Source organism: Aquidulcibacter paucihalophilus, from assembly GCA_030285985.1.
In the GTDB taxonomy this organism is placed as follows: domain Bacteria; phylum Pseudomonadota; class Alphaproteobacteria; order Caulobacterales; family Caulobacteraceae; genus Brevundimonas.
In genome coordinates, this window is the sequence record CP127384.1 from 68,848 (window position 1) to 87,891 (window position 19,044).

Below are 19,044 nucleotides of genomic sequence, written 5' to 3' on the forward strand. Positions count from 1 at the left end.
TAACCCCCGCCTCATGAGCCAGCCCGCCAACACCGCCGCCCGCCGCATCGTCGACACCCTCGTCATGAACGGCATCGATCGCGTCTTCTGCGTCCCGGGCGAGAGCTATCTCGCCGTCCTCGACGCCCTCGCGGACGTGCGCGACAGGATCCAGGTCATCGCCTGCCGTCATGAGGCCGGTGCCGCCAACATGGCGGAAGCGTACGGCAAGCTGACCGGCAAGCCCGGCGTCTGCATGGTCACGCGCGGGCCCGGTGCGACCCACGCCTCCATCGGCGTGCATACAGCGCATCAGGACTCCACCCCGATGATCCTGTTCGTCGGCCAGATCGCCCTGACCGACCGCGGCCGCGGCGCCTTCCAGGAGGTCGACTATCGCGAGGTCTTCGGCGGCCTGGCCAAATGGGCCACCGAGATCGAGAGCCCCGAACGCACCGTCGAGGTCGTCGAACGCGCCTTCGCCACCGCCCTGCAGGGCCGGATGGGGCCCGTGGTCATCGCCCTGCCCGAGGACATCCTCCACGCCGACGGCGGCCCGGCCCCGATCCGGCCGGTGACCCCCGCGAAGGCGGCGCTGGACCCGGCCTTCGTCGAACAGGTCCGCGAGCGGCTGGCCAGGGCCGAACGTCCCCTGCTCGTGCTGGGCGGCTCCGGCTGGACCGAGGACGCTGCCGCCGCCATCGGCGACTGGGCCGAGCGCATCGGCCTGCCGGTTACCCTGTCCTTCCGGCGCAAGGACATCCTGTCCAACGACCGTCCCAACTACGCCGGCGACCTCGGCCTCGGCTGCAATCCGAAGCTGACGGCCCGGGCGAAGGCCGCCGACCTGGTCATCGCTGTCGGCGCCCGCCTCGGTGAGAACCCGACCCAGGGCTACACCCTGTTCACCCGCGAACAGACCGCCGACCGCCTGATCCACATCCATCCGGGCGCGGAAGAGCTGGGCCGCGTATGGACCCCGCTGATCAGCGCCACGGCCGACAATTCCCTCGCCGCCCACGCCCTGTCCACGATCGGTCCGGGCCGGACCTGGCACGATGAGGCCACCGCCGCCCACGCCGACTACCAGGCCTTCTCAACGCCTGTGCCGGTCACCGGCGCGGTGAACATGAGCGAGTGCATGGCCCATGTCGGCGAGAGCCTGCCGCCGACGGCCATCATCACCAACGGCGCGGGCAATTTCGCCGCCTGGCTGCACCGCTTCTACCGCCATCGCGCCTGCCGCACCCAACTGGCCCCGACCTCGGGCGCCATGGGCTACGGCTATCCCGCCGCCCTCGCCGCCAAGTCCGTCCATCCCGACCGCGAGGTCATCTGCATCGCCGGTGACGGCGACTATCTGATGACCGGTCAGGAGATCGCCACGGCCGTCCAGTACGGCATCAATGTCGTGGTCGTGGTCGTCGACAACGGCACCTACGGCACCATCCGCATGCACCAGGAGACCCACTATCCCGGCGCGACGCGGACCATCGCCACCGACCTGGTGAACCCCGATTTCGTCAAATATGCCGAGGCCTTCGGCGCCTTCGGCATCCGCTGCGAGACCACCGCCGGCTTCCCCGCAGCCCTCAAGGCCGCACGGAACGCAGGCCGCCCCGCGCTCGTTCACCTGATCACCTCGGCCGAGGATATCGCCCCGACCCGCACCATCACCGGCCTGCGCGCGAAGTAAGGGCCGGTGACGGCGGCGGCGCGCCCGCCTATGTTCGCCGCATGACCGACGCCGCGCCCGACTCGCCCTCCCCCGACGCCTCCCAGGACGGCCAGCCCGTCCGGCTGTGGATGATCGACGCCTCGGCCTATATCTTCCGCGCCTATCACGCCCTGCCGCCCCTGACGCGCAAGTCCGACGGCCTGCCCGTCGGCGCCGTCCAGGGCTACTGCAACATGCTGTGGAAGCTGATCCGCGACATGAAGGGCGCGGACGGCCCGACCCATCTCGTGGCCATCTTCGACCATTCGGAGAAGACCTTCCGCAATGAGATGTACGACCTCTACAAGGCCAACCGCTCGGCCCCGCCCGAGGACCTGATCCCCCAGTTCCCGCTGGTCCGCGAGGCCACCGCCGCCTTCGGCGTCCATTGCGTCGAACTGCCCGGCTATGAGGCCGACGACCTGATCGCCACCTATGCCTGCAAGGCGCGCGACGCCGGCGGCGAGGCGGTGATCGTCTCCTCCGACAAGGACCTGATGCAGCTGATCGGCCCCTCGGTCGTCATGTGGGACCCGATGAAGGAGCGCCGCCTCGCCGAGGAGGCCGTGTTCGAAAAATTCGGCGTCACCCCCGACAAGGTCGTCGAGGTCCAGGCCCTGATCGGCGACAGCGTCGACAACGTCCCCGGTGCCCCCGGCATCGGCCCCAAGACCGCCGCCCAGCTGATCGAGGAATACGGCGACCTCGACACGCTTCTGGCCCGCGCCCATGAGATCAAACAGCCCAAACGCCGCGAGACCCTGATCGAATTCGCCGACCAGATCCGCCTGTCGCGCCGCCTCGTCACCCTCGACTGCGAGGCCCCCGCGCCCGAGCCCATCTCCGACTTCGCCGTCCGCGACCCGGACCCCGAGACCCTGGCCGCCTTCCTCGACAAGATGGAGTTCCGCTCCCTGCGCAACCGCGTCGGCGACGGCAAGGCCCCCGCGAAAGACGGCACCGCCTTCGTCGCCCGGCCAAAGGTCCCCTCCGCCCCCGTCGCCACGCCCCGCTACGGCCAGGTCGCCACCGGCCCCGCCGAGGCCCAGGGCTTCGACACCGAGGCCTACACCTGCGTCCAGACCCTCGAAGAGCTCGACGCCTGGATCGCCCGCGCGACAGAAGCCGGGGTCGTCGGCTTCGACACCGAGACCGACGCCCTGTCCGCCACCCACGCGGGCCTGTGCGGCGTCTCCCTGGCCATCGGCCCCAACGACGCCTGCTACATCCCCCTGACGCACGAGCACCCGCCCGCCGCCAACGCCGGCGGCCTCGACTTCGGTGGCGAGACCGAGCAGCGCGAAGCCCTCACCCAGATCGACAAGCCTGTGGCCCTCGCCCGCCTGAAGGCCCTGCTCGAGAACCCCGCCGTCCTCAAGGTCACCCAGAACGGCAAATACGACCTCGCCGTCATGGCGCAGCGCGGCATCCGCGTCGCCCCGATCGACGACACCATGCTGATCTCCTACGTCCTCGAGGGCGGCCTGCACGCCCACGGCATGGACGAGCTGGCCCGGCTCCACCTCGGCCACGACCCCATCACCTTCAAGACCGTCGCCGGCACCGGCAAGGCCCAGAAATCCTTCAAACACGTCGAGCTGAAACCGGCCACCGCCTACGCCGCCGAGGACGCCGACGTCACCCTGCGCCTCTGGCACATCCTCAAGCCCCGCCTGGCCGAAGACCACCTCGTCACCGTCTATGAGACGCTCGAGCGCGGCATGCCTGCCGTCCTGGCCGACATGGAGCGGGCCGGCATCCGCGTCGACCCCGACCGCCTCAAGCGGCTGTCCTCCGAGTTCGGCCTGCGCATGGCCGAGCTGGAGCAGCAGGCGCACGAGCTCGCCGGCCGCCCGTTCAATGTCGGCTCCCCGCGCCAGATCGGCGACATCCTGTTCGGCGAGATGGCCCTGACCGGCGGCAAGAAGACTGCCAGCGGCCAGTGGGAAACCGGCGCCGCCACGCTCGAGGCCCTGGCCCTCACCCACGACCTGCCGCGCGTCCTGCTGGACTGGCGTCAGCTCTCCAAGCTCAAGGGCACCTATACCGACGCCCTGATCGAGGCCGCCGACAAGACCACCGACCGCGTCCACACCAGCTACCAGCTGGCCGCCGCCACCACCGGCCGCCTCGCCTCCTCCGACCCCAATCTGCAGAACATCCCGATCCGCACCGAGACCGGCCGCCAGATCCGCCAGGCCTTCATCGCCGCCCCCGGCCATGTCCTGATCAGCGCCGACTACAGCCAGATCGAGCTGCGTCTGCTGGCCCATATCGGCGACATCCCCGAGCTCAAGCGCGCCTTCGCCGCCGGCATCGACATCCACACCGCCACGGCCAGCGAGATGTTCGGCGTCCCCGTCGACCAGATGGACCCCGAGACCCGCCGCCGCGCCAAGGCGATCAATTTCGGCATCGTCTACGGCATCAGCGCCTTCGGCCTGGCCGCCCAGCTGAACATCGACCAGGGCGAGGCCGGCGCCTACATCAAGACCTATTTCGAGCGCTTCCCCGGCATCCGCACATACATGGACGCCACCAAGACCCAGGTGCGCGAGACCGGCATGGTCTCGACCGTCTTCGGCCGCCGCATCCACATCCCCGCCATCCATTCGAAATCCGGGGCCGAGCGCCAGTTCGGCGAACGCGCCGCCATCAACGCCCCCATCCAGGGCGCCGCCGCCGACATCATCCGCCGCGCCATGATGCGGATGCCGGGGGCGCTGGTCGACGCCGGCCTGTCAACGAAGATGCTGCTCCAGGTCCACGACGAACTGGTCTTCGAGGCCCCGGAGTCCGAGGCCGAGCGCGCCATCGCCGTGATCAAGCGGACGATGGAAGGGGCGGCGGAACCGGCCGTGGCGCTGACGGTGCCGCTCGTGGTGGAGGCTCGGGCGGCGGGCAATTGGGACGAGGCGCACTGAAGGCCGTTTAGCCGGTAAAGCCGTCGCCGGTTTCACCGATATTGGACACCAACCGCCCGCCCTCCAGGGTCACCTGGCGGCTGCACCGTCCGGCCACGCCTTCATCGTGGGTGCACATCAGGAAGGTTGTGCCGTCATCCCGGTTAACCTCACGCATCAGACCCAGCACAAGATCGGCCGACTCCCGGTCGAGGTTTCCGGTCGGTTCGTCGGCGATTATGAGGTCCGGCCGGTTCATCAGGGCACGGGCGATGGCGACGCGCTGCTTCTGCCCGCCTGAAAGGCGGGTGGCCGGGAAGTCGATACGGTCCTTCAGCCCCACCCGCGTGAGCAGGTCCCGCGCACGTTCGCGCATCGCCGGTGAAATCCCGCCGGCCGGGGCGGCGGCGGGGAAGGCCACATTCTCCATCGCCGTGAAGTCCGGCAGGAGGTGATGGAACTGGAACACAAAGCCGAGGCGGCGGTTTCGAAACTGCGCCCGCATCCGCTCCGACAGGCCGTCCACCCGTTCGCCGCTGATGGTCAGGCTTCCGGCCGTCGGGGCCAACAACAGCCCGATGATCGACAACAGCGTCGACTTTCCCGACCCGGACGCACCCAGCAATGCGACCAGCTCGCCCTTGTCGAGGGTCAGGTCGATACCCTTCAGCACGAGGGTTTCCTCGTCGCCGTTGCGGAACGTCTTCTCGATCCCCAGCGCTTCCAGGACTCTCGTCATTGCTGGATCGCCTCCAGTGGATCGACCCTGGACGCCGAGCGCGCAGGAAGGATGGAGGCCACCACCGCGCCGAGGGTGGTGAGGACCAGAGCCCAGACATAGCCGCCCTGTTCCGGCGCGATCGGCAGGATGGACGTGCCGTCGGGCCTTGTGATGCCCTCGATCCAGACACAGAGGCCATAGCCCGTGGCGCAGCCGATCAGGGCGCCGATCAGGCCGATCAAAAGTCCCTGAAGGACGAAAACCCATAGAATAAAGCCACTCGGCACGCCGAAGGCCCGCATGATCCCCACCTCGCTCCGGCGCCGGTAGGCCGAAAGAACAAGGGCGCTGGCGACGCCGATGATGATCGAGATCAACGAAAAAGCCTGGATCATGGTGCCGGTCCGCGCCTGGGCCTGCAGGGCATCCTCCAGTCCGAGGTTCTTCTCCTGCCAGGGTGTGGCGCGCAGGCCGGTCGCCTCGCCCAGGAATTGGGCCTTGGCGCGGGCGGCCTCCGGATCGTTCAGCTTGACCTCGATGTTCGTCACGCCCTCGGGCAGGACGAAAAGCGGCCGGGCGGTCTGCAAGGAGACGAAGGCGATGCGCTCGTCCAGGCTCTGGACGCCCGTGCGGAACACACCCTTGACCGTCAACTGTCGCTCGACGCCACGTTCGGTCCGCAGCAGGACAGACTGGCCGGCGCCGAGTCCCAGTTGCTCGGCCGTCCGCACGCCGATCAACAGGCCGTCCGCCCCCAGGTCGCCATCGCCCTCAATGATATTCGGGGTGATCTCGGAGATGGCGTCGATGCCCTGCGGCTCCAGCCCGATGATCGATACGGGCCTCACGGCCTCGGCCTTGACGAGAAAGGCGCTGCCGGAAATCCGGGCGCTGATGGCGGTCACGGCCGGATCGGAACGCAGGAGCTCGACCACCATCGGCCAGTTTCGGATCTGCTCCCGCTGGAAGGTGGAAACCAGCGCCACGGATTCGACCGGCAGGTCCGGCCCGGCCAATACCCGCGCAACCCGCGTCGGCGGCTCAAGACTGATGTGTGCGCTGTCGCCCGTCACCTGGTCGGTCAGAAGCGTGGCAAGGCCGGCGATCAGGGCGGTGATGAAGACGAAGACCGTGACCCCAAGCGCAACGCCCGTAATCAGCAGCAGGGTCTGGGACGGGCTGGAAAAAAGATACCGACGCGCGACCAGGAGGACGAACATGGGTCATCCACCCGACATCGGCGCCACGGGACGAACACGTGCGCCGGGGCTTGTCGAAGCAGGGTCCAGAACCACGCGGTCGCCGGCCTTCAACCCCGTCTCGACAATCGCGTTGACCGAAGGCCAACGCGCCATGGTGATCGGTCGCAGTCGAACAATATCGTCGGCATCCACCACATAGACCTTTGCCGCGACCGTCGCGTCCACCACGGCGCTGCGCGGTACAACGGTCGCACCCTGACGCTGATCCACAATAATGGTCACGTCTACGGACCGGCCCGGCGGAAGATCCGGCGCGCCGTCCGACGACAGCCGGACCATGCGTCCACCGGTGCTGGAGTCGACCCTCGGCGAAACCTCGGTGACGCGAGCCGAAAAGATGACGGAGGATCCTGACAGTGCGGCACGGGCCATCTGGCCGGGCCTCAGGGCGTCGGCATAGGCCTCCTCGACCTCGGCGCGTATCTCGACACCGCTTGTCGAGCCCAGCTCAAACAGGGTTTCGCCGGCCGCCACCACCTGACCGTTGTCGATCGGACGAACCAGCACCATACCGGCCATCGGGGCCAGGATGGTGAAGGCCCGCGCCCGCTCGGCCGACGCGCGCACGGCGGCGGAAGCGGCCGCGACATTGGCCTCCGCCGTGTCGAGCGCTGCACGCGCGGCGTCGAGCGCCGCCCTGGCGGCAAAGCCTCGCTCGTGCAGGGTCCGGGTTCGTTGATGGCTGAGCCGCGCTTCCCTCGCCTCAGCCTCGGCGGCGCGCAGCCGGGCCACATCCGCCTCCGTCTGCGCCTGTTCGACCGCCGCGAGAATGACCGCCAGGGGGGCTCCCGCCGCGACCTGGTCTCCCTCATCCTGAAACAGACGGGTGACCTGGCCCGGGTTGGGCGATGAGACCTGCACCAGCTCCGCCGAGCGGGCGCGCCCGACCACGGACAGGGCCTGCTCGATCGTCCGGGGTCTGATCTCGAGGACGGCGACCTCGGCCGGACGTCGGGACAGGGCGACCACGGCCGCGACCACAATCACCAGCACCAGGCCAATCGCGAACAAGACCGGTCTGGAGATTGCCCGCATGTCGTGATCTTCCCGGCCGCGGCGCGACGCGACGCCCTGTTCCTGCGCGACTGACCGCCGCTATGCAAGTTCTCAGAGCCGTCGCGAGGCTTCAGACGCCCGGCAAGAACGCCGATCTTCCCGCACAGGGCTCAACGTCGACGATCGGAACCAATCTGGAAGGGGGTCTCCAGCCTACCGACCGCAGCTCGATCCGCGCCGCCTGTTGCAGGATGGCGCCGGGGCAGGCGCGCTCGATCTCGGACAGCAGGGTACCGATGCCGGCGCGGCCGTCGGCGCTGGTCAGGTCGAGGCCCTCCAGGGCCTGCAGCAGGCGGGCGGCGATGCGATCTTCGGCACGCATGATCTGTGTCCTCTTTCTGTAACGCCGACCCGGGGTGATCCAGCCGAACGGAGGGGGCGGAGTCAATCAGAACGTTCGTGATTTGTTCTTTTCGTGTGGGCTACCCCCAAAGCTATCGTCATTCCGGGCGGAGAGGCGCGCAGCGGCTCGCAGACCCGGAACCCAGCGGCGCCGCGACGGCGGCGAAACACTGGCGTTCGCAAGAGGCCCTCACCCGTAAACACCGCGCTCCCGACAGGTTCGCGCTATCGCGCGCCGCTGGGTTCCGGGTCTCCGCTGCGCTTCGCCCGGAATGACGAAAGCAAGAGGGGATGGGGCGCCGCCAACAGTGTCTTCTCGCCCCCGATAAACACGCCCCTTCCAGCCCCGAAAGGTGCCCTTACAGTCCCCGAACAGCCGCCGCGCACCACCACCAACCCCCCATCACTCCGCACCGGCGTATAATGCGACTCGAGGCGGCCAAAGGGCCGCCCCGCTTGAACGGTCTTTGACATCACCACCCTCAAACCCCGCCCGACCGCCCCAGGCCGACGCGGATTGTCAGCAGATTGACGCTGCCCGGACCCGCGCCCGAAACCGCCCCAACTTTTTCCGCGCCTCACAGTGTACTCCCGCCCCTCGCGCCGCCCGTGCTAAGGCCCCGCCATGACCCCTCAGACCACAGATGTCCTGATCGTCGGCGCCGGCGCGGCCGGGATGATGTGCGCCATCGAGGCCGGGCGGCGCGGGCGCTCGGTCCGCATCCTCGACCACGCCCGGGCGCCGGGCGAGAAGATCCGCATCTCCGGCGGCGGGCGCTGCAACTTCACCAACACCGGGACCAGCCCCGCCAATTTCCTCGGCGAGAACCCCCGGTTCGCCACCTCGGCCCTGAAACGGTTCAGCCAGCATGACTTCGTCAAACGCGTCGACCGCGCCGGCATCGCCTGGCACGAAAAGACCCTCGGCCAGCTGTTCTGCGATGACTCGGCCAAACAGATCATCCGCATGCTGACCGACGACATGCGGGCGGCGGGCGTGGTCCTGTCGCTGGGCGTCTCGGTCGATCGCGTCGACCGGGTCGCCGATGGCTATGAGGCCGCCCTGTCGGACGGCTCCGTGGTCCGCAGCCGCTCACTGGTGCTGGCCACCGGCGGCAAGTCGATCCCCAAGATGGGGGCCACCGGCTGGGCCTGGGACGCCGCCCGCCAGTTCGGCCTGCGCGTCACCGACACCCGCCCGGCCCTGGTCCCCCTGACCTTCGAGGCCGGCCTGCTGGAGACGCTGACGCCCCTCGCCGGCGTCGCCGTCGACGCCGTGGTCAAGGGCGGCGGCACCAGCTTCGCCGAGGCCATGCTGTTCACCCACCGCGGCCTGTCGGGCCCCGCCATCCTCCAGATCAGCTCCTACTGGCGCGAAGGGGAGCCCATCACCGTCGCCATGGCCCCCGGCGAGGATCTCTACGCCCGCCTCAAGGCCGCCAAGGAGGAGAACGGCAAACAGATGGTCCACACGGCGCTCGGCCACCTCATCCCCCGCCGCCTCGCCGAAAGCGTCTGCGAGCGCGAGGACGTCAAGGGCAAGCTGGCCGAGGTCGGCGACAAGACCCTGCGCCGCCTCGACGCCGCCGTGAACGGCTGGACCGTCAAGCCCGTCGGCTCCGAAGGCTACCGCACCGCCGAGGTCACCCTGGGCGGCGTCGCAACCGACCAGCTGGACCAGCAGACCATGGCCGCGACCTCCGTCCCCGGCCTCTACGTCATCGGCGAGGCCGCCGACGTCACCGGCTGGCTCGGCGGCTACAATTTCCAGTGGGCCTGGTCGTCGGGTTGGGCGGCAGGGCAGGCTTGCTGAGCACGCTCAGGGACAGACCTGAGGTCGGGAGACGGCCACCGGCGGAGCGGAGGCGACCACCAGCATCTGTGTCTCGCGCGGCGCCGAAGCGGGCTGGGCGGCGAAGAGCCGGTTCCTTTCCGTCAGCGTGAGCGTCTCGATGGCGACGGCGTTCCAGCGCTGACCCTCGTCGTCCTCCACAGCGAGAATGAAGCGGCCGCCCTGAGTGGCTGCTTCCAGAAGCCCCGGAGTCGCAGGCCCACCGTAGGCGTCCGCTCCGTGTCCACCGCTGGACCAATACTGGCGGTGGTCCGGCCCTGCGGGAACGAACACGCGATAGCCCCGCCAAACCTGTCCCGAAGGACCCTCGACCACGGACTGAACCCAGCTGTCGCGGTTGCGGCAGTAGTTCTGGAAACCGATCGACCATGACACCGAGTTCGGCGTCGAAAGATCGACGGCCTCGTTCTCGAAACCGATCGCGAACTGGAAGCCCGAGGCGTCGACATAGTCTCCCGCCTTGAGCGAAAGCTCTCCTGTCGGTTCAAGCCTGACGGTCTCCGTCCGCATCGGCCGTCCGGACGGGTCGGACGAAGTCGCGCAGGACGAGATAACGAGCGCCGCAAAGGCACAAAGCAAGGTTCGCATCTGGCTTCCTGTTTTCCCGTCACAGTGGTGGCACCGGCCAGATCAAGTCAAGCCAGCCCGGCGGGTCGATCCGTCAGGTCTTCGCGGGCCTGCGTTTCGCCGCTACATCCCCCCCATGCCCTTCACCGCCACCGTCCTGACCATGTTCCCCGAGGCCTTTCCCGGCCCGCTCGGCGTCTCGCTGATCGGCACCGCGTGGCGCGAGCGCGGGCTCTGGAGCCTTGATACGGTTGACATTCGGGCCTTTTCCACAGATACGCGCGGCTTCCTGGACGACACCCCCGCGGGTGGCGGCCCGGGAGCCGTGCTGAAAGCGGACGTGGTGGCCAGGGCGCTCGACAGCGTATCCGGGTCAGGACGGCCGCTTTTGTACATGAGCGCCCGGGGTCGGCCCCTGACCCAGGCGCGCGTCAAGGAATGGGCGAAGGCGGACGGGATTACCGTCCTCTGCGGCCGGTTCGAGGGGGTGGACCAGCGCGTGCTCGACGCGCGCGGGTTCGAGGAGGTCTCCGTCGGGGACGCGGTGCTTGCCGGTGGCGAGGCGGCGGCCATGGTGGTCATCGAGGCGTGCGTACGACTGATCCCCGGAGTGCTGGGCCAGGCGATGAGCCTGAGTTCGGAGAGCTTCGAGGACGGCCTTCTGGAGCATCCGCAGTACACGCGACCGCGAACGTTCGAGGGGCTGGAGATACCCGAGGTGCTTCTGTCGGGCGACCACAAGAAGGTCGCACAATGGCGCGAAGAGCAGCGGCGAGAGACGACCCGGGAACGACGGCCAGACCTCTGGGCGGCTTATCCGGACAAGACCAATGCGGGACCAGGGCCCGCCAAATCACAGCTAAAGAGCGCAAAAGCTCGAGGAGAATAGAATGAACATCCTTCAGACGATCGAAGCCGAAGAAAAAGCCCGCCTGATCGCCACGCGCGCGATCCCCGACTTCCAGCCCGGCGACACGCTGCGGGTCATGGTCAAGATCAAGGAAGGCGAGCGCGAACGCATCCAGGCCTTCGAGGGCGTCTGCATCGCCCGCGCCGGCGGCGGCGTGAACGAGAATTTCACCGTGCGGAAGATTTCCTTCGGCGAAGGCGTGGAGCGGGTCTTCCCGATCCTGTCGCCGAACATCGACGCCATCGAGGTCAAGCGCCGCGGCGTCGTCCGGCGCGCCAAGCTCTATTACCTGCGTGACCGTCGCGGCAAGTCCGCCCGGATCGCCGAAAAGCAGACGATCCGCCCGGTCAAGGGCGTCGTGGTCCCGGAAACCGGCACCGCACAGAAGGCCGACGAAACCGAAGCATAAACCGCTTCCTTTCGTTGAAATTGCAAAGGCCCCGGCGAAACCGCCGGGGCCTTTTCTATTGCGGCTGGTCGTCGGCCTAGTTCGGGTAGAGCCGCCCGTCCGCGTCCTTCTGGCCTTCCAGGCTGTGCTTGAGATCGCGCATCTGGTCGTGCCCGTCCTTCACCGTGGTGTAGGCCCGGCGGATGGTCTCGCGGGTCGTGGCCGAGACCTTCGAGTCATCAAGAGCGGTTTCGAACTTGCCCTTGATGAAGTCCTCGCCGTTCTCGACCGAGTTCACCACGGCCTGTTCGTCGCGCAGCAGGGCGTGTTTGACGTCGAGAAAGGCGCGATGGGCCTTGGCCAGGATCGAGCCGTCGTCTTCGGGCTCCCCGCCCAGGTTGCGGACCGTGCCCTGCAGGTCAACCGCCACCTGCTGGCGCTCGAAGCTCCGGGCCTCGAACAGGGAGCGGTAGCCGGGCTTGTCGGTTTCCTTGGCGGCTTCGCGATAGCCGTCGGCACTGTCGATCGTGGTCTCGATCAGGCTGTTGAGAACGTGGATGTCGTGGTCGTTGGAGGTGGTCATATTCAGGCCTTTCACAGCTTCCGGGAGGAGACGTGAAAGCGCTGTCGGGCCTGAAAAGGTTTCAGCTTCGCCGTTCTACAATTTCGTGCGCAGCGACCAGAGCTCGGGGAAACAGCGGCGTTGCAGCGTCTCGGTCAGGTAGGCGACACCCTCGGTTCCGCCGGTGCCGCGCCGCCGGCCGATGATGCGCTCGACCGTTACGACGTGCTTGTGTCGCCAGGTCAGCAGGGCATCGTCGAGATCCACCAGCTTCTCGGCGAGTTGATAGAAGGGCCACCAGCGGGCGGTGTCGCGATAGACCTCCAGCCAGGCGGCCTCGACCTCCTCGGAGGGCTCATAGGGCTGACTGACATCCCGGTTCAGAACCGCGGCCGGGATCGGCAGGCCCGCGACAGCCAGCTGGGACAGGGCGTCGTCGTACAGGCTCGGTGCGACGAGGGCGGCCTGAAGCGCGGCATGGGCCGCCGGACGTTCGACATGGAAGCGCAGGAAGCGATCGTCCTTCAGCCCCAGCATGAACTCGAACCGCCGGAACTGGTCGCTCTGGAATCCCGAGGACGAGCCGAGGACGCCGCGGAAACGCAGATAATCGGCCGGCGTCATGGTCGCCAGAATGTCCCAGCTCATCGTCATCACCGCCTGGATGCGGCTGACGCGGGCGAGGCATTTGTAGGCGGGGACCAGATCACCGCTGCGGACCAGGGCCTGGGCCAGGGTCACCTCATGCAGGATCTGTTTGAGCCAGAGTTCCTTGGTCTGGTGGATGATGACGAAAAGCATCTCGTCATGCTCGTCCGACAGCGGGTGCTGGGCGATGAGCAGCTCGTCGAGGCTGAGATAGCCGGCGTAGGTGATGTCGGAGGGTTTGGCGGCGTCGGTCATTCCCGACCTATCGCGCGGGAGACGCGGAGGCTCAAGGCTTGTCGGGATCGCCCGGCCGGTCGTCCCAGCCTTCACGGCTGGACTTGAACGCCAGCGCCATCAGGATCCAGGTCAGCGCGACAGTGCCCAGTACGCCGAGCGAGAGGGCGATCAGGCCATGCAGACCCAGTGGCCCGCCGCCGATCGCAATCCATGCGAAGCGGACGCCGACCGTCGCAATCAGGGCGACGCCAAGGACGGTGAGGCCCCTCAGCAGCAGACGACGCGCGGTCAGCGCTGGACCCATTGGCCCTGGGCGTTGCGGTACCACTGGCCGGTGCTGATCCGGGGCAGAAGCTGCGTCTGGAACATCCGGGCTGCGGCGGTTTCGGTCGTCGCGCCGTCGCCGGCGGCCTGGGCGCTGCGGGCGTAGGCCTCGCGGCGTGCGACGTTTGTCGCCTGGACGGCTTCGGTCAGGGCGGCGTCGGAGGCCGGGACGCGGAAGCCCAGGTAGCCGTCAGCCTGTTCGCCGACCGTACCCTGCACCTTGGCGGCGTCGATCATCGACTTCTGGGCCGACGTCTGGGCGAAAGCCGCGCCCGCGGCGACGCCGAGAGCCGCGATGGCCGCAGCGACGACGAAGAACTTGCGGAAAGACATCTGGGTCAACTTTCGCGTCAGAACAGGTTGGGGTTTTCGACGAGGAGGTCCTGCAGCTCCTTGTCGAGTCGCACGCGAACATCGGCGTCGAGTTTCGCGTAGATCTGGATCGGATCCACCTGCAGCCGGACCGTGGGCGTGCAGGCACCGAGGCCAACTGCGGCGATGATGCCGAGCAGGGCGAGGTGGGTGCGCGTCCGGGTCTGGGGCCGAGTCATGAGCGGTGGTCTCCGGTCTTCAATCCACGACGATCTAACGCGATTGAGCGTGAATGGGTTCTGAACGAGGAAAATGTTCCGATCACGGCGTGCCCGGAGGCTCAGCCGGCGACGGCGACGAAGGACGGCCGTCGCGGGCGCGATTGAGCTCGAGAAGATCGCCGATCAACTGGTTGAGGTTGAGGGTGGTGTCGAGAGTCAGGTCGATCCCTGTGCCCGACGGCAGGGGCAGGGTCCGGTTGAGGAACTCACGGCTGATGAATTCGGCGAGTGGGATGCGCAGTTCCTGTCGCACCGGCGGGTCGTGACGACCGCGGATGCGGAACAGCACGCCGATCCGGCCCTGGTCGAGGCTGTTGACCTCGGCGGACAGGATGTCGAACGAGAGGTTCTCCATGGCCTGGTAGGCCAGATCCTGAACTGTGTTGGGCGGCACCCCCTCGCCGCCACCGCCGGCCTCGAGGCCGCTGAGCGCCTCACGCGCGATGGACAGGCGGCCCGGCTGGACCGCTGCGAGCGACCCACCGGCGATACGGACGCCGTTCACCCGATCGGAGGTGAAGGGCAACCGACCCGAGACCACGGCATCAAGGTTGACCTTGTCGCCGAACCCGGAGCCGGCGATCACCTGACCCAGCTGAACGTTCTCGAACACGATGACGCCGCTGATCGGCTGCGCGGGGTCCAGTGGCACGGCGAAGGGCTCGACCCGGATGTATCCGCCGGCCACCGCGAGATCGCCGCCCTCGATGGTCACCGCCGCCTTGTCGAGACCGAACGTCAGCTCAATGTCCGTGAGCGGGACGACCGACTCCAGAAGGTCGGCGGAAAGGCGTTGGCCCGGCGCCGCGGTCAGAGGGGCCAGATTGATGAAGTCGATGGTCCCGCGCAGGCCCTTCACCGGGCCGGCGGGGCTGGTGAAGTCGAGGCCGGGGATGGTCAGGCGGCCCGCGCTGGTCCCCTCGGCATCCGCTCGCCAGTCGATGCGGCCGCTGAAGGCCGCCGAACCGGTCGCCGGCGAGCCGACGAATGCGGCCAGGGGACTGAGGTCGGCCGGTTGAAGCCCGCCCTCAGAGAACACGATGGAGGGGGCGTCGATGGTCAGGCCGCCGACCCCCGACTGGCCATCGTGCGCCAGGGTCAGGCGGCCGAGCGAAACGCCCTGGCGCGCAAGATCGAAGGCGCCCGTCCAGTCCTCGCCGGACAGGCGGGCCGATCCGCTGGCGGTCAGGGGGTTGAAACGCAGGGGCGTGGTGGCGTCCTCGACCGCCGCGCGCGCAATACGGACCTCAAGGCCGACACCGCCCGGACCGCCGGTCGCCGTGAAGCCGCCCTCTGCTTCGCGGAAATTCAGTGCCAGGAAAGGCGCGGAAGCGATCAGCCCGCGCAGGGCACCCTCCGACCGCCAGCGGCCATCGGCCACGCTGACCAGCGGGCGGGCGACGGGGCAGATGTCGCCTGCGATGTCGGCCACATCGCTCTCATCGAGTTCGAGCCGGTCGACGGTCAGCGGTATGCAGCGCGCGGCGACATAGGCGAGGCGGCTGCCCGAAGAAGTCAGTTCGCCGCGGGTCTGAAGGGTGATCCCCCGGGCGAGACCGAAATCCAGAGCGGCGCGCCCATCCAGGGTGGCGGTGAACCCCGACGGCGTCAGCCGCCAGGCCGGAATGGCGAAGGCGGCCTCGGGCAGGCCCTGACCGCGCGTTGTCGTCAGCGACAGGGCACCGCCGCCGGCCTGGCCGGCGGCGGCGAGGAATATCGGCGTCGCAGCGGGGCGAAGGGTGAGCACGCCTCCGTTCGTCGGCCGCAGGGTCGCCGGACGGGTCAGGGTCAGGCGGGTCCCCGAGTGCCCCGTACTCAGATCGAAGCCGGGGACATCGAGCGCAAAGGCCGAGAGTGCGCGCTTCATACCCGCCAGTTCCGGGACGTCATCGTTCGAGGGCGTACCGAACAGGGGCCAGGCCCCCCGGGCCGACCGGAGCGCGCCCGTGGCCATAACCCGCAGCCCGCCGTCAGAGACCAGATCGAAATCGGTCCTGCCCCGGACACCGGTCAGGGTCAGTTCGTCCCGGGCCAGCCGCGCCGCGGACAGGGCGACGGTGCCGCCCGCTTCCACCGCTGCGCCGTGACCGCCCATGGTCAACCAGCGGGCTGTCAGCGTCAGCCCGGCGCCGTCCAGCCCGGCTCCGGATGCGCGGGCGGCGCTCGCGACCGCGCCACCCGCCAGGCTCCAGCCGAGACCGCGAGGATCGCGCGCCACGGTGGACCGGGCGTCGGTCAAGAGCAGACGGGCAGTCGCCGCCGACGCCGCGGGACCCTCGATCCGGCTGGCCCGAAGATCGACGGCGCTGGTCCCCTCTATGCGGAAGGCGTCGATCCAGCCGCTTGTCTGGCCGTCGAAGGTCAGGCGCAGGTCGGTGTCGCGCGCCGATGCGTCACCGGCGGCGAGCCGTGCAACCGCGACATGCAGGTTGACCCGCGCGCGCCCGTCGCCGCGCCGGACCTTGAGGTCGGGATACGGCAGATCAGCGACGACGGTCGCCGCGACCGCCGTGCCGGAAAAGCCGGGCAGGCTGGCGCGGTCCGCCGCGGCGGAGAGGCGCAGGGCGACGCGATCACCCGTGGTCGTCAGGTCAACCATGGTCTGCAGCCCCCGCGCCTCGACGTCGCCGCTCTTGAACGCCGTCGGGGGCATGCGGGCGGTCAGCCGCATCAGCTTGCCGTCATCAATCCGGGCGTCGCCGAGGATGCGGGTCGTGCCGTAGTCGGTGTCCAGCCGGACCTGGGCGCCTTCGACCAGAACCAGTGGGCCCCGGCTATCGGGACGGGGTGGCTGGCCGGTGAACCGCTCGATCAGCGGGTCCAGCGAACCGAGGGTCAGTTTGCCGTTGCGGACGCTGGCGCGCACCACCGGGCGGATCAGGCGAATTCGGGTGGGCGTCAGACCGATCCCTCCCGTCGACCATGGTGCGCCGATCGCATAGTCGACCTCGACCCGTTCGACGGTGACGTCCGGGTCGGCGGCGTCGCCGATACGGACCCGGGCCACCAGACCGTCCAGTTCGAGCCGGTCGACCTGCATGTCGGCCTCAATGCCCTGCTGCTCCAGCCAGCCGATCAGGACCTGCCGGGTCGCGGCGCGCCGGTTGAGGTAGAGCAGGCTCGTCAGGACCAGGAGCACGCCGAACACCACGCCCGTGGCCAGCACAGCGCGGCGACCCCGGTTGCGCACAGGCCGCGCGGGAGGCGGAGCGGGATCAGTCGCAGCGGTCATGGACTGGTCATAACGGGACAGGCGCGCCGGAAGAAAGGCCGCTGAGCAAAGGAATTCTCCGGTTCAGCAATATGGGCGTGTCCGCGGAAACACAGGTGAGTGGCGCATGCGCCACTTTGAATGTCTCGCGCGTCAGTTCGGGACATGTTGCCGCAGGAATGAGTCAATTCGCCGCCAGAACGCAGCGAATACACGAGCAGTTTCCGCCGTTAGTCTCATGGTTCACGCAAGCTTTACCCATGACTACGGCTCCGGTTAACGCGCTGTAACGAACCGCCTTCCCATGATGGGACGGACGGGCTATACGCCCTGTCTCGCGGCGGGGGCTCCTTCGGCGCGAACCTTGCTACCAGTGGCTTTGGCGCCGTCCGGCGTCGTCGTTTCTCGGGGACCGATGGCTCAGTTCGATCCACGTCGCCAACCGATGCGCATTGCGCCGCACGCCTTGACGGCGGTGGCCGCGATCTCGGTGGCGCTGCTTGCAGGTCGTGTGTACCAACCCGCGAAAGCGGAAGAGGCTCCGCCTCTTACCCAGAATCAGATCGCTGTCCTGGCCGATCAGGCCTTCGCTGCCGCGGGCATGCCCGCCGGCCTCACGACGCCCGAAGCGATTCCCGTCCAGATCCGCCGCGGCGAGACCTTCGAGCAGGCCGTGCGCCGCACGGGCATCGCACCGGAAGAAGCGTCGGCCGTGGCCGCCACCCTGTCGAACGCCATGGACGTGAACGCCATGCGCGCCGGCCAGCGTTTCGAGACTGCTATTTCCCAGCCGCGCGGCGGCCGGGGCGAGGCCCGTCTGATCGGCCTCACCATGCGCACCGGTCCCGCGACCCAGCTGACCGTCTCGCGCAGCTTCGACGGTGCCCTGCGTCTTCGGGCGCTGGAGGAGAAGGTCACCCACGAGACCGTTGTTCTGACGGGCAAGGTCGAGGGCTCGCTGACGCGGACCGCCCGTCGCGAAGGTGCGCCTGCCGAGGTGGCCCGCGCCGCCGGCCGTCTGTTCTCGCACCGGTTCGACATGGACCGCGACATCCGCGCCAATGACGAGTTCACCTATGTCTTCGGCCGCACCGTCACGGAAAACGGCCGCACCATCGGCACGGACGGGCTGCTCTACGCCGAACTGAAAGGCGTCGCCTTCTATCGCTTCCAGCCCGACGGGGCCCGCGAGGCCCAGTATTTCGACGCCACCGGCAAGAACACCCGCTCGGCCTTCATGCGTACCCCGCTTGAGCGAGGGTTCCGCGTTTCATCGTCGTTCGGCTTCCGCCGTCACCCGATCGCCGGCTATCGCAAGATGCACCAGGGTATCGATTTCGCGGCCGGCAGCGGCACGCCGGTCGTGGCCCCTGCTGACGGCGTGGTTGTCGAGGCCCGTCGCTGGGGCGGCTATGGCAACTGGCTGCGCATCCGCCATTCCAACGGCCTTGAGACCGGCTACGGCCACCTCTCCCGCTACGCCTCGGGCATGCGCGCCGGACAGCGCGTGCGTCAGGGTCAGATCGTCGCCTATGTCGGTTCGACCGGTGCCTCGACCGGCCCACATCTGCACTATGAAATCTGGCGCGGCGGTCAGCGGATCAATCCGGCCGGCGTTCGCACCACCGAGGGCACGATCCTGGCCGGTGCCGACCTTGCGGCCTTCAAGGCCGAGAAGGCCCGCATCGACCGCATCCGGGCCGCCGGCGGCGAACGTCGCCCGGTCGTTCAACGCGCATCGGTTGAAGGCCTCCGCCCCGCCCAGGGCTGAG

General features: G+C 68.5%; 17 protein-coding genes. 6 read left to right on the forward strand and 11 right to left on the reverse strand.

What is annotated here, in order from left to right:
• Nucleotides 1-13 precede the first annotated feature (13 nt).
• Nucleotides 14-1,675, forward strand: coding sequence for a thiamine pyrophosphate-binding protein (locus KB221_00430; protein ID WIY69505.1), 1,662 nt, complete (start codon nucleotides 14-16; stop codon nucleotides 1,673-1,675).
• A 41-nt stretch (nucleotides 1,676-1,716) separates the two neighbouring features.
• A complete protein-coding gene (polA, locus tag KB221_00435; protein WIY69506.1) occupies nucleotides 1,717-4,620 on the forward strand; it encodes a DNA polymerase I in 2,904 nt (967 codons plus the stop codon).
• Between the two features lie 7 nt (nucleotides 4,621-4,627).
• Here polA and KB221_00440 read toward each other — a convergent pair whose 3' ends face one another.
• From KB221_00440 to KB221_00455, 4 genes are all read right to left on the reverse strand, one after another.
• On the reverse strand, nucleotides 4,628-5,338 hold the full coding sequence (locus tag KB221_00440) for an ABC transporter ATP-binding protein (GenBank protein ID WIY69507.1): 711 nt from the start codon (nucleotides 5,336-5,338) through the stop codon (nucleotides 4,628-4,630).
• The gene (locus KB221_00445) at nucleotides 5,335-6,540 is read right to left on the reverse strand and encodes an ABC transporter permease (GenBank protein WIY69508.1); all 1,206 of its coding nucleotides are present in this window, start codon (nucleotides 6,538-6,540) and stop codon (nucleotides 5,335-5,337) included. The genes KB221_00440 and KB221_00445 overlap by 4 nt, the downstream gene beginning before the upstream one ends.
• Before the next feature lie 3 nt (nucleotides 6,541-6,543).
• Complete coding sequence (locus KB221_00450) at nucleotides 6,544-7,593, reverse strand: efflux RND transporter periplasmic adaptor subunit (protein WIY69509.1); 1,050 nt, start codon at nucleotides 7,591-7,593, stop codon at nucleotides 6,544-6,546.
• 115 nt (nucleotides 7,594-7,708) lie between these two features.
• The gene (locus KB221_00455; GenBank protein WIY69510.1) at nucleotides 7,709-7,960 is read right to left on the reverse strand and encodes a hypothetical protein; all 252 of its coding nucleotides are present in this window, start codon (nucleotides 7,958-7,960) and stop codon (nucleotides 7,709-7,711) included.
• Between the two features lie 645 nt (nucleotides 7,961-8,605).
• Between KB221_00455 and KB221_00460 the strand changes: the two genes are divergently transcribed.
• The gene (locus KB221_00460; protein WIY69511.1) at nucleotides 8,606-9,793 is read left to right on the forward strand and encodes an NAD(P)/FAD-dependent oxidoreductase; all 1,188 of its coding nucleotides are present in this window, start codon (nucleotides 8,606-8,608) and stop codon (nucleotides 9,791-9,793) included.
• A 6-nt stretch (nucleotides 9,794-9,799) separates the two neighbouring features.
• On the opposite strand, the gene KB221_00465 is transcribed toward KB221_00460, so the two are convergent.
• A complete protein-coding gene (locus KB221_00465; protein WIY69512.1) occupies nucleotides 9,800-10,342 on the reverse strand; it encodes a hypothetical protein in 543 nt (180 codons plus the stop codon).
• 193 nt (nucleotides 10,343-10,535) lie between these two features.
• Here KB221_00465 and trmD point away from each other — a divergent pair, with 193 nt between their 5' ends.
• A complete protein-coding gene (trmD, locus tag KB221_00470; GenBank protein ID WIY69513.1) occupies nucleotides 10,536-11,288 on the forward strand; it encodes a tRNA (guanosine(37)-N1)-methyltransferase TrmD in 753 nt (250 codons plus the stop codon).
• A gap of 1 nt (nucleotide 11,289) precedes the next feature.
• Nucleotides 11,290-11,718, forward strand: a complete 429-nt coding sequence (rplS, locus tag KB221_00475; protein WIY69514.1) for a 50S ribosomal protein L19 — start codon at nucleotides 11,290-11,292, stop codon at nucleotides 11,716-11,718.
• A gap of 76 nt (nucleotides 11,719-11,794) precedes the next feature.
• Here the strand turns inward: rplS and KB221_00480 are convergent, their stop codons facing one another.
• From KB221_00480 to KB221_00505, 6 genes are all read right to left on the reverse strand, one after another.
• A complete protein-coding gene (locus tag KB221_00480; protein ID WIY69515.1) occupies nucleotides 11,795-12,280 on the reverse strand; it encodes a PA2169 family four-helix-bundle protein in 486 nt (161 codons plus the stop codon).
• 75 nt (nucleotides 12,281-12,355) lie between these two features.
• Entirely contained in the window at nucleotides 12,356-13,162 is an 807-nt protein-coding gene (locus KB221_00485; GenBank protein WIY69516.1) for a tryptophan 2,3-dioxygenase, read from the reverse strand.
• 31 nt (nucleotides 13,163-13,193) lie between these two features.
• Entirely contained in the window at nucleotides 13,194-13,448 is a 255-nt protein-coding gene (locus tag KB221_00490; GenBank protein WIY69517.1) for a hypothetical protein, read from the reverse strand.
• Nucleotides 13,433-13,801, reverse strand: coding sequence for a DUF1318 domain-containing protein (locus KB221_00495; protein WIY69518.1), 369 nt, complete (start codon nucleotides 13,799-13,801; stop codon nucleotides 13,433-13,435). Before KB221_00495 ends, KB221_00490 begins: the two co-directional genes overlap by 16 nt.
• Before the next feature lie 17 nt (nucleotides 13,802-13,818).
• Nucleotides 13,819-14,019, reverse strand: a complete 201-nt coding sequence (locus KB221_00500) for a YnbE family lipoprotein (GenBank protein WIY69519.1) — start codon at nucleotides 14,017-14,019, stop codon at nucleotides 13,819-13,821.
• Nucleotides 14,020-14,101: 82 nt separating this feature from the next.
• Complete coding sequence (locus KB221_00505) at nucleotides 14,102-17,293, reverse strand: YdbH domain-containing protein (GenBank protein WIY69520.1); 3,192 nt, start codon at nucleotides 17,291-17,293, stop codon at nucleotides 14,102-14,104.
• 424 nt (nucleotides 17,294-17,717) lie between these two features.
• Here KB221_00505 and KB221_00510 point away from each other — a divergent pair, with 424 nt between their 5' ends.
• The gene (locus KB221_00510) at nucleotides 17,718-19,043 is read left to right on the forward strand and encodes a peptidoglycan DD-metalloendopeptidase family protein (protein ID WIY69521.1); all 1,326 of its coding nucleotides are present in this window, start codon (nucleotides 17,718-17,720) and stop codon (nucleotides 19,041-19,043) included.
• Nucleotide 19,044: the final 1 nt, after the last annotated feature.

Excerpts from the sequence above, each read along its gene's own strand:
- KB221_00500 (WIY69519.1), bottom strand. The coding sequence starts at position 14,019 with ATGACTCGGCCCCAGACCCGGACGCGCACCCACCTCGCCCTGCTCGGC.
- trmD (WIY69513.1), top strand. The coding sequence starts at position 10,536 with ATGCCCTTCACCGCCACCGTCCTGACCATGTTCCCCGAGGCCTTTCCC.
- KB221_00455 (WIY69510.1), bottom strand. The coding sequence starts at position 7,960 with ATGCGTGCCGAAGATCGCATCGCCGCCCGCCTGCTGCAGGCCCTGGAG.
- KB221_00460 (WIY69511.1), top strand. The coding sequence starts at position 8,606 with ATGACCCCTCAGACCACAGATGTCCTGATCGTCGGCGCCGGCGCGGCC.
- KB221_00445 (WIY69508.1), bottom strand. The coding sequence starts at position 6,540 with ATGTTCGTCCTCCTGGTCGCGCGTCGGTATCTTTTTTCCAGCCCGTCC.
- KB221_00505 (WIY69520.1), bottom strand. The coding sequence starts at position 17,293 with ATGACCGCTGCGACTGATCCCGCTCCGCCTCCCGCGCGGCCTGTGCGC.
- polA (WIY69506.1), top strand. The coding sequence starts at position 1,717 with ATGACCGACGCCGCGCCCGACTCGCCCTCCCCCGACGCCTCCCAGGAC.
- KB221_00490 (WIY69517.1), bottom strand. The coding sequence starts at position 13,448 with ATGGGTCCAGCGCTGACCGCGCGTCGTCTGCTGCTGAGGGGCCTCACC.
- rplS (WIY69514.1), top strand. The coding sequence starts at position 11,290 with ATGAACATCCTTCAGACGATCGAAGCCGAAGAAAAAGCCCGCCTGATC.
- KB221_00480 (WIY69515.1), bottom strand. The coding sequence starts at position 12,280 with ATGACCACCTCCAACGACCACGACATCCACGTTCTCAACAGCCTGATC.
- KB221_00440 (WIY69507.1), bottom strand. The coding sequence starts at position 5,338 with ATGACGAGAGTCCTGGAAGCGCTGGGGATCGAGAAGACGTTCCGCAAC.
- KB221_00430 (WIY69505.1), top strand. The coding sequence starts at position 14 with ATGAGCCAGCCCGCCAACACCGCCGCCCGCCGCATCGTCGACACCCTC.
- KB221_00465 (WIY69512.1), bottom strand. The coding sequence starts at position 10,342 with ATGCGGACGGAGACCGTCAGGCTTGAACCGACAGGAGAGCTTTCGCTC.
- KB221_00510 (WIY69521.1), top strand. The coding sequence starts at position 17,718 with ATGCGCATTGCGCCGCACGCCTTGACGGCGGTGGCCGCGATCTCGGTG.
- KB221_00485 (WIY69516.1), bottom strand. The coding sequence starts at position 13,162 with ATGACCGACGCCGCCAAACCCTCCGACATCACCTACGCCGGCTATCTC.
- KB221_00495 (WIY69518.1), bottom strand. The coding sequence starts at position 13,801 with ATGTCTTTCCGCAAGTTCTTCGTCGTCGCTGCGGCCATCGCGGCTCTC.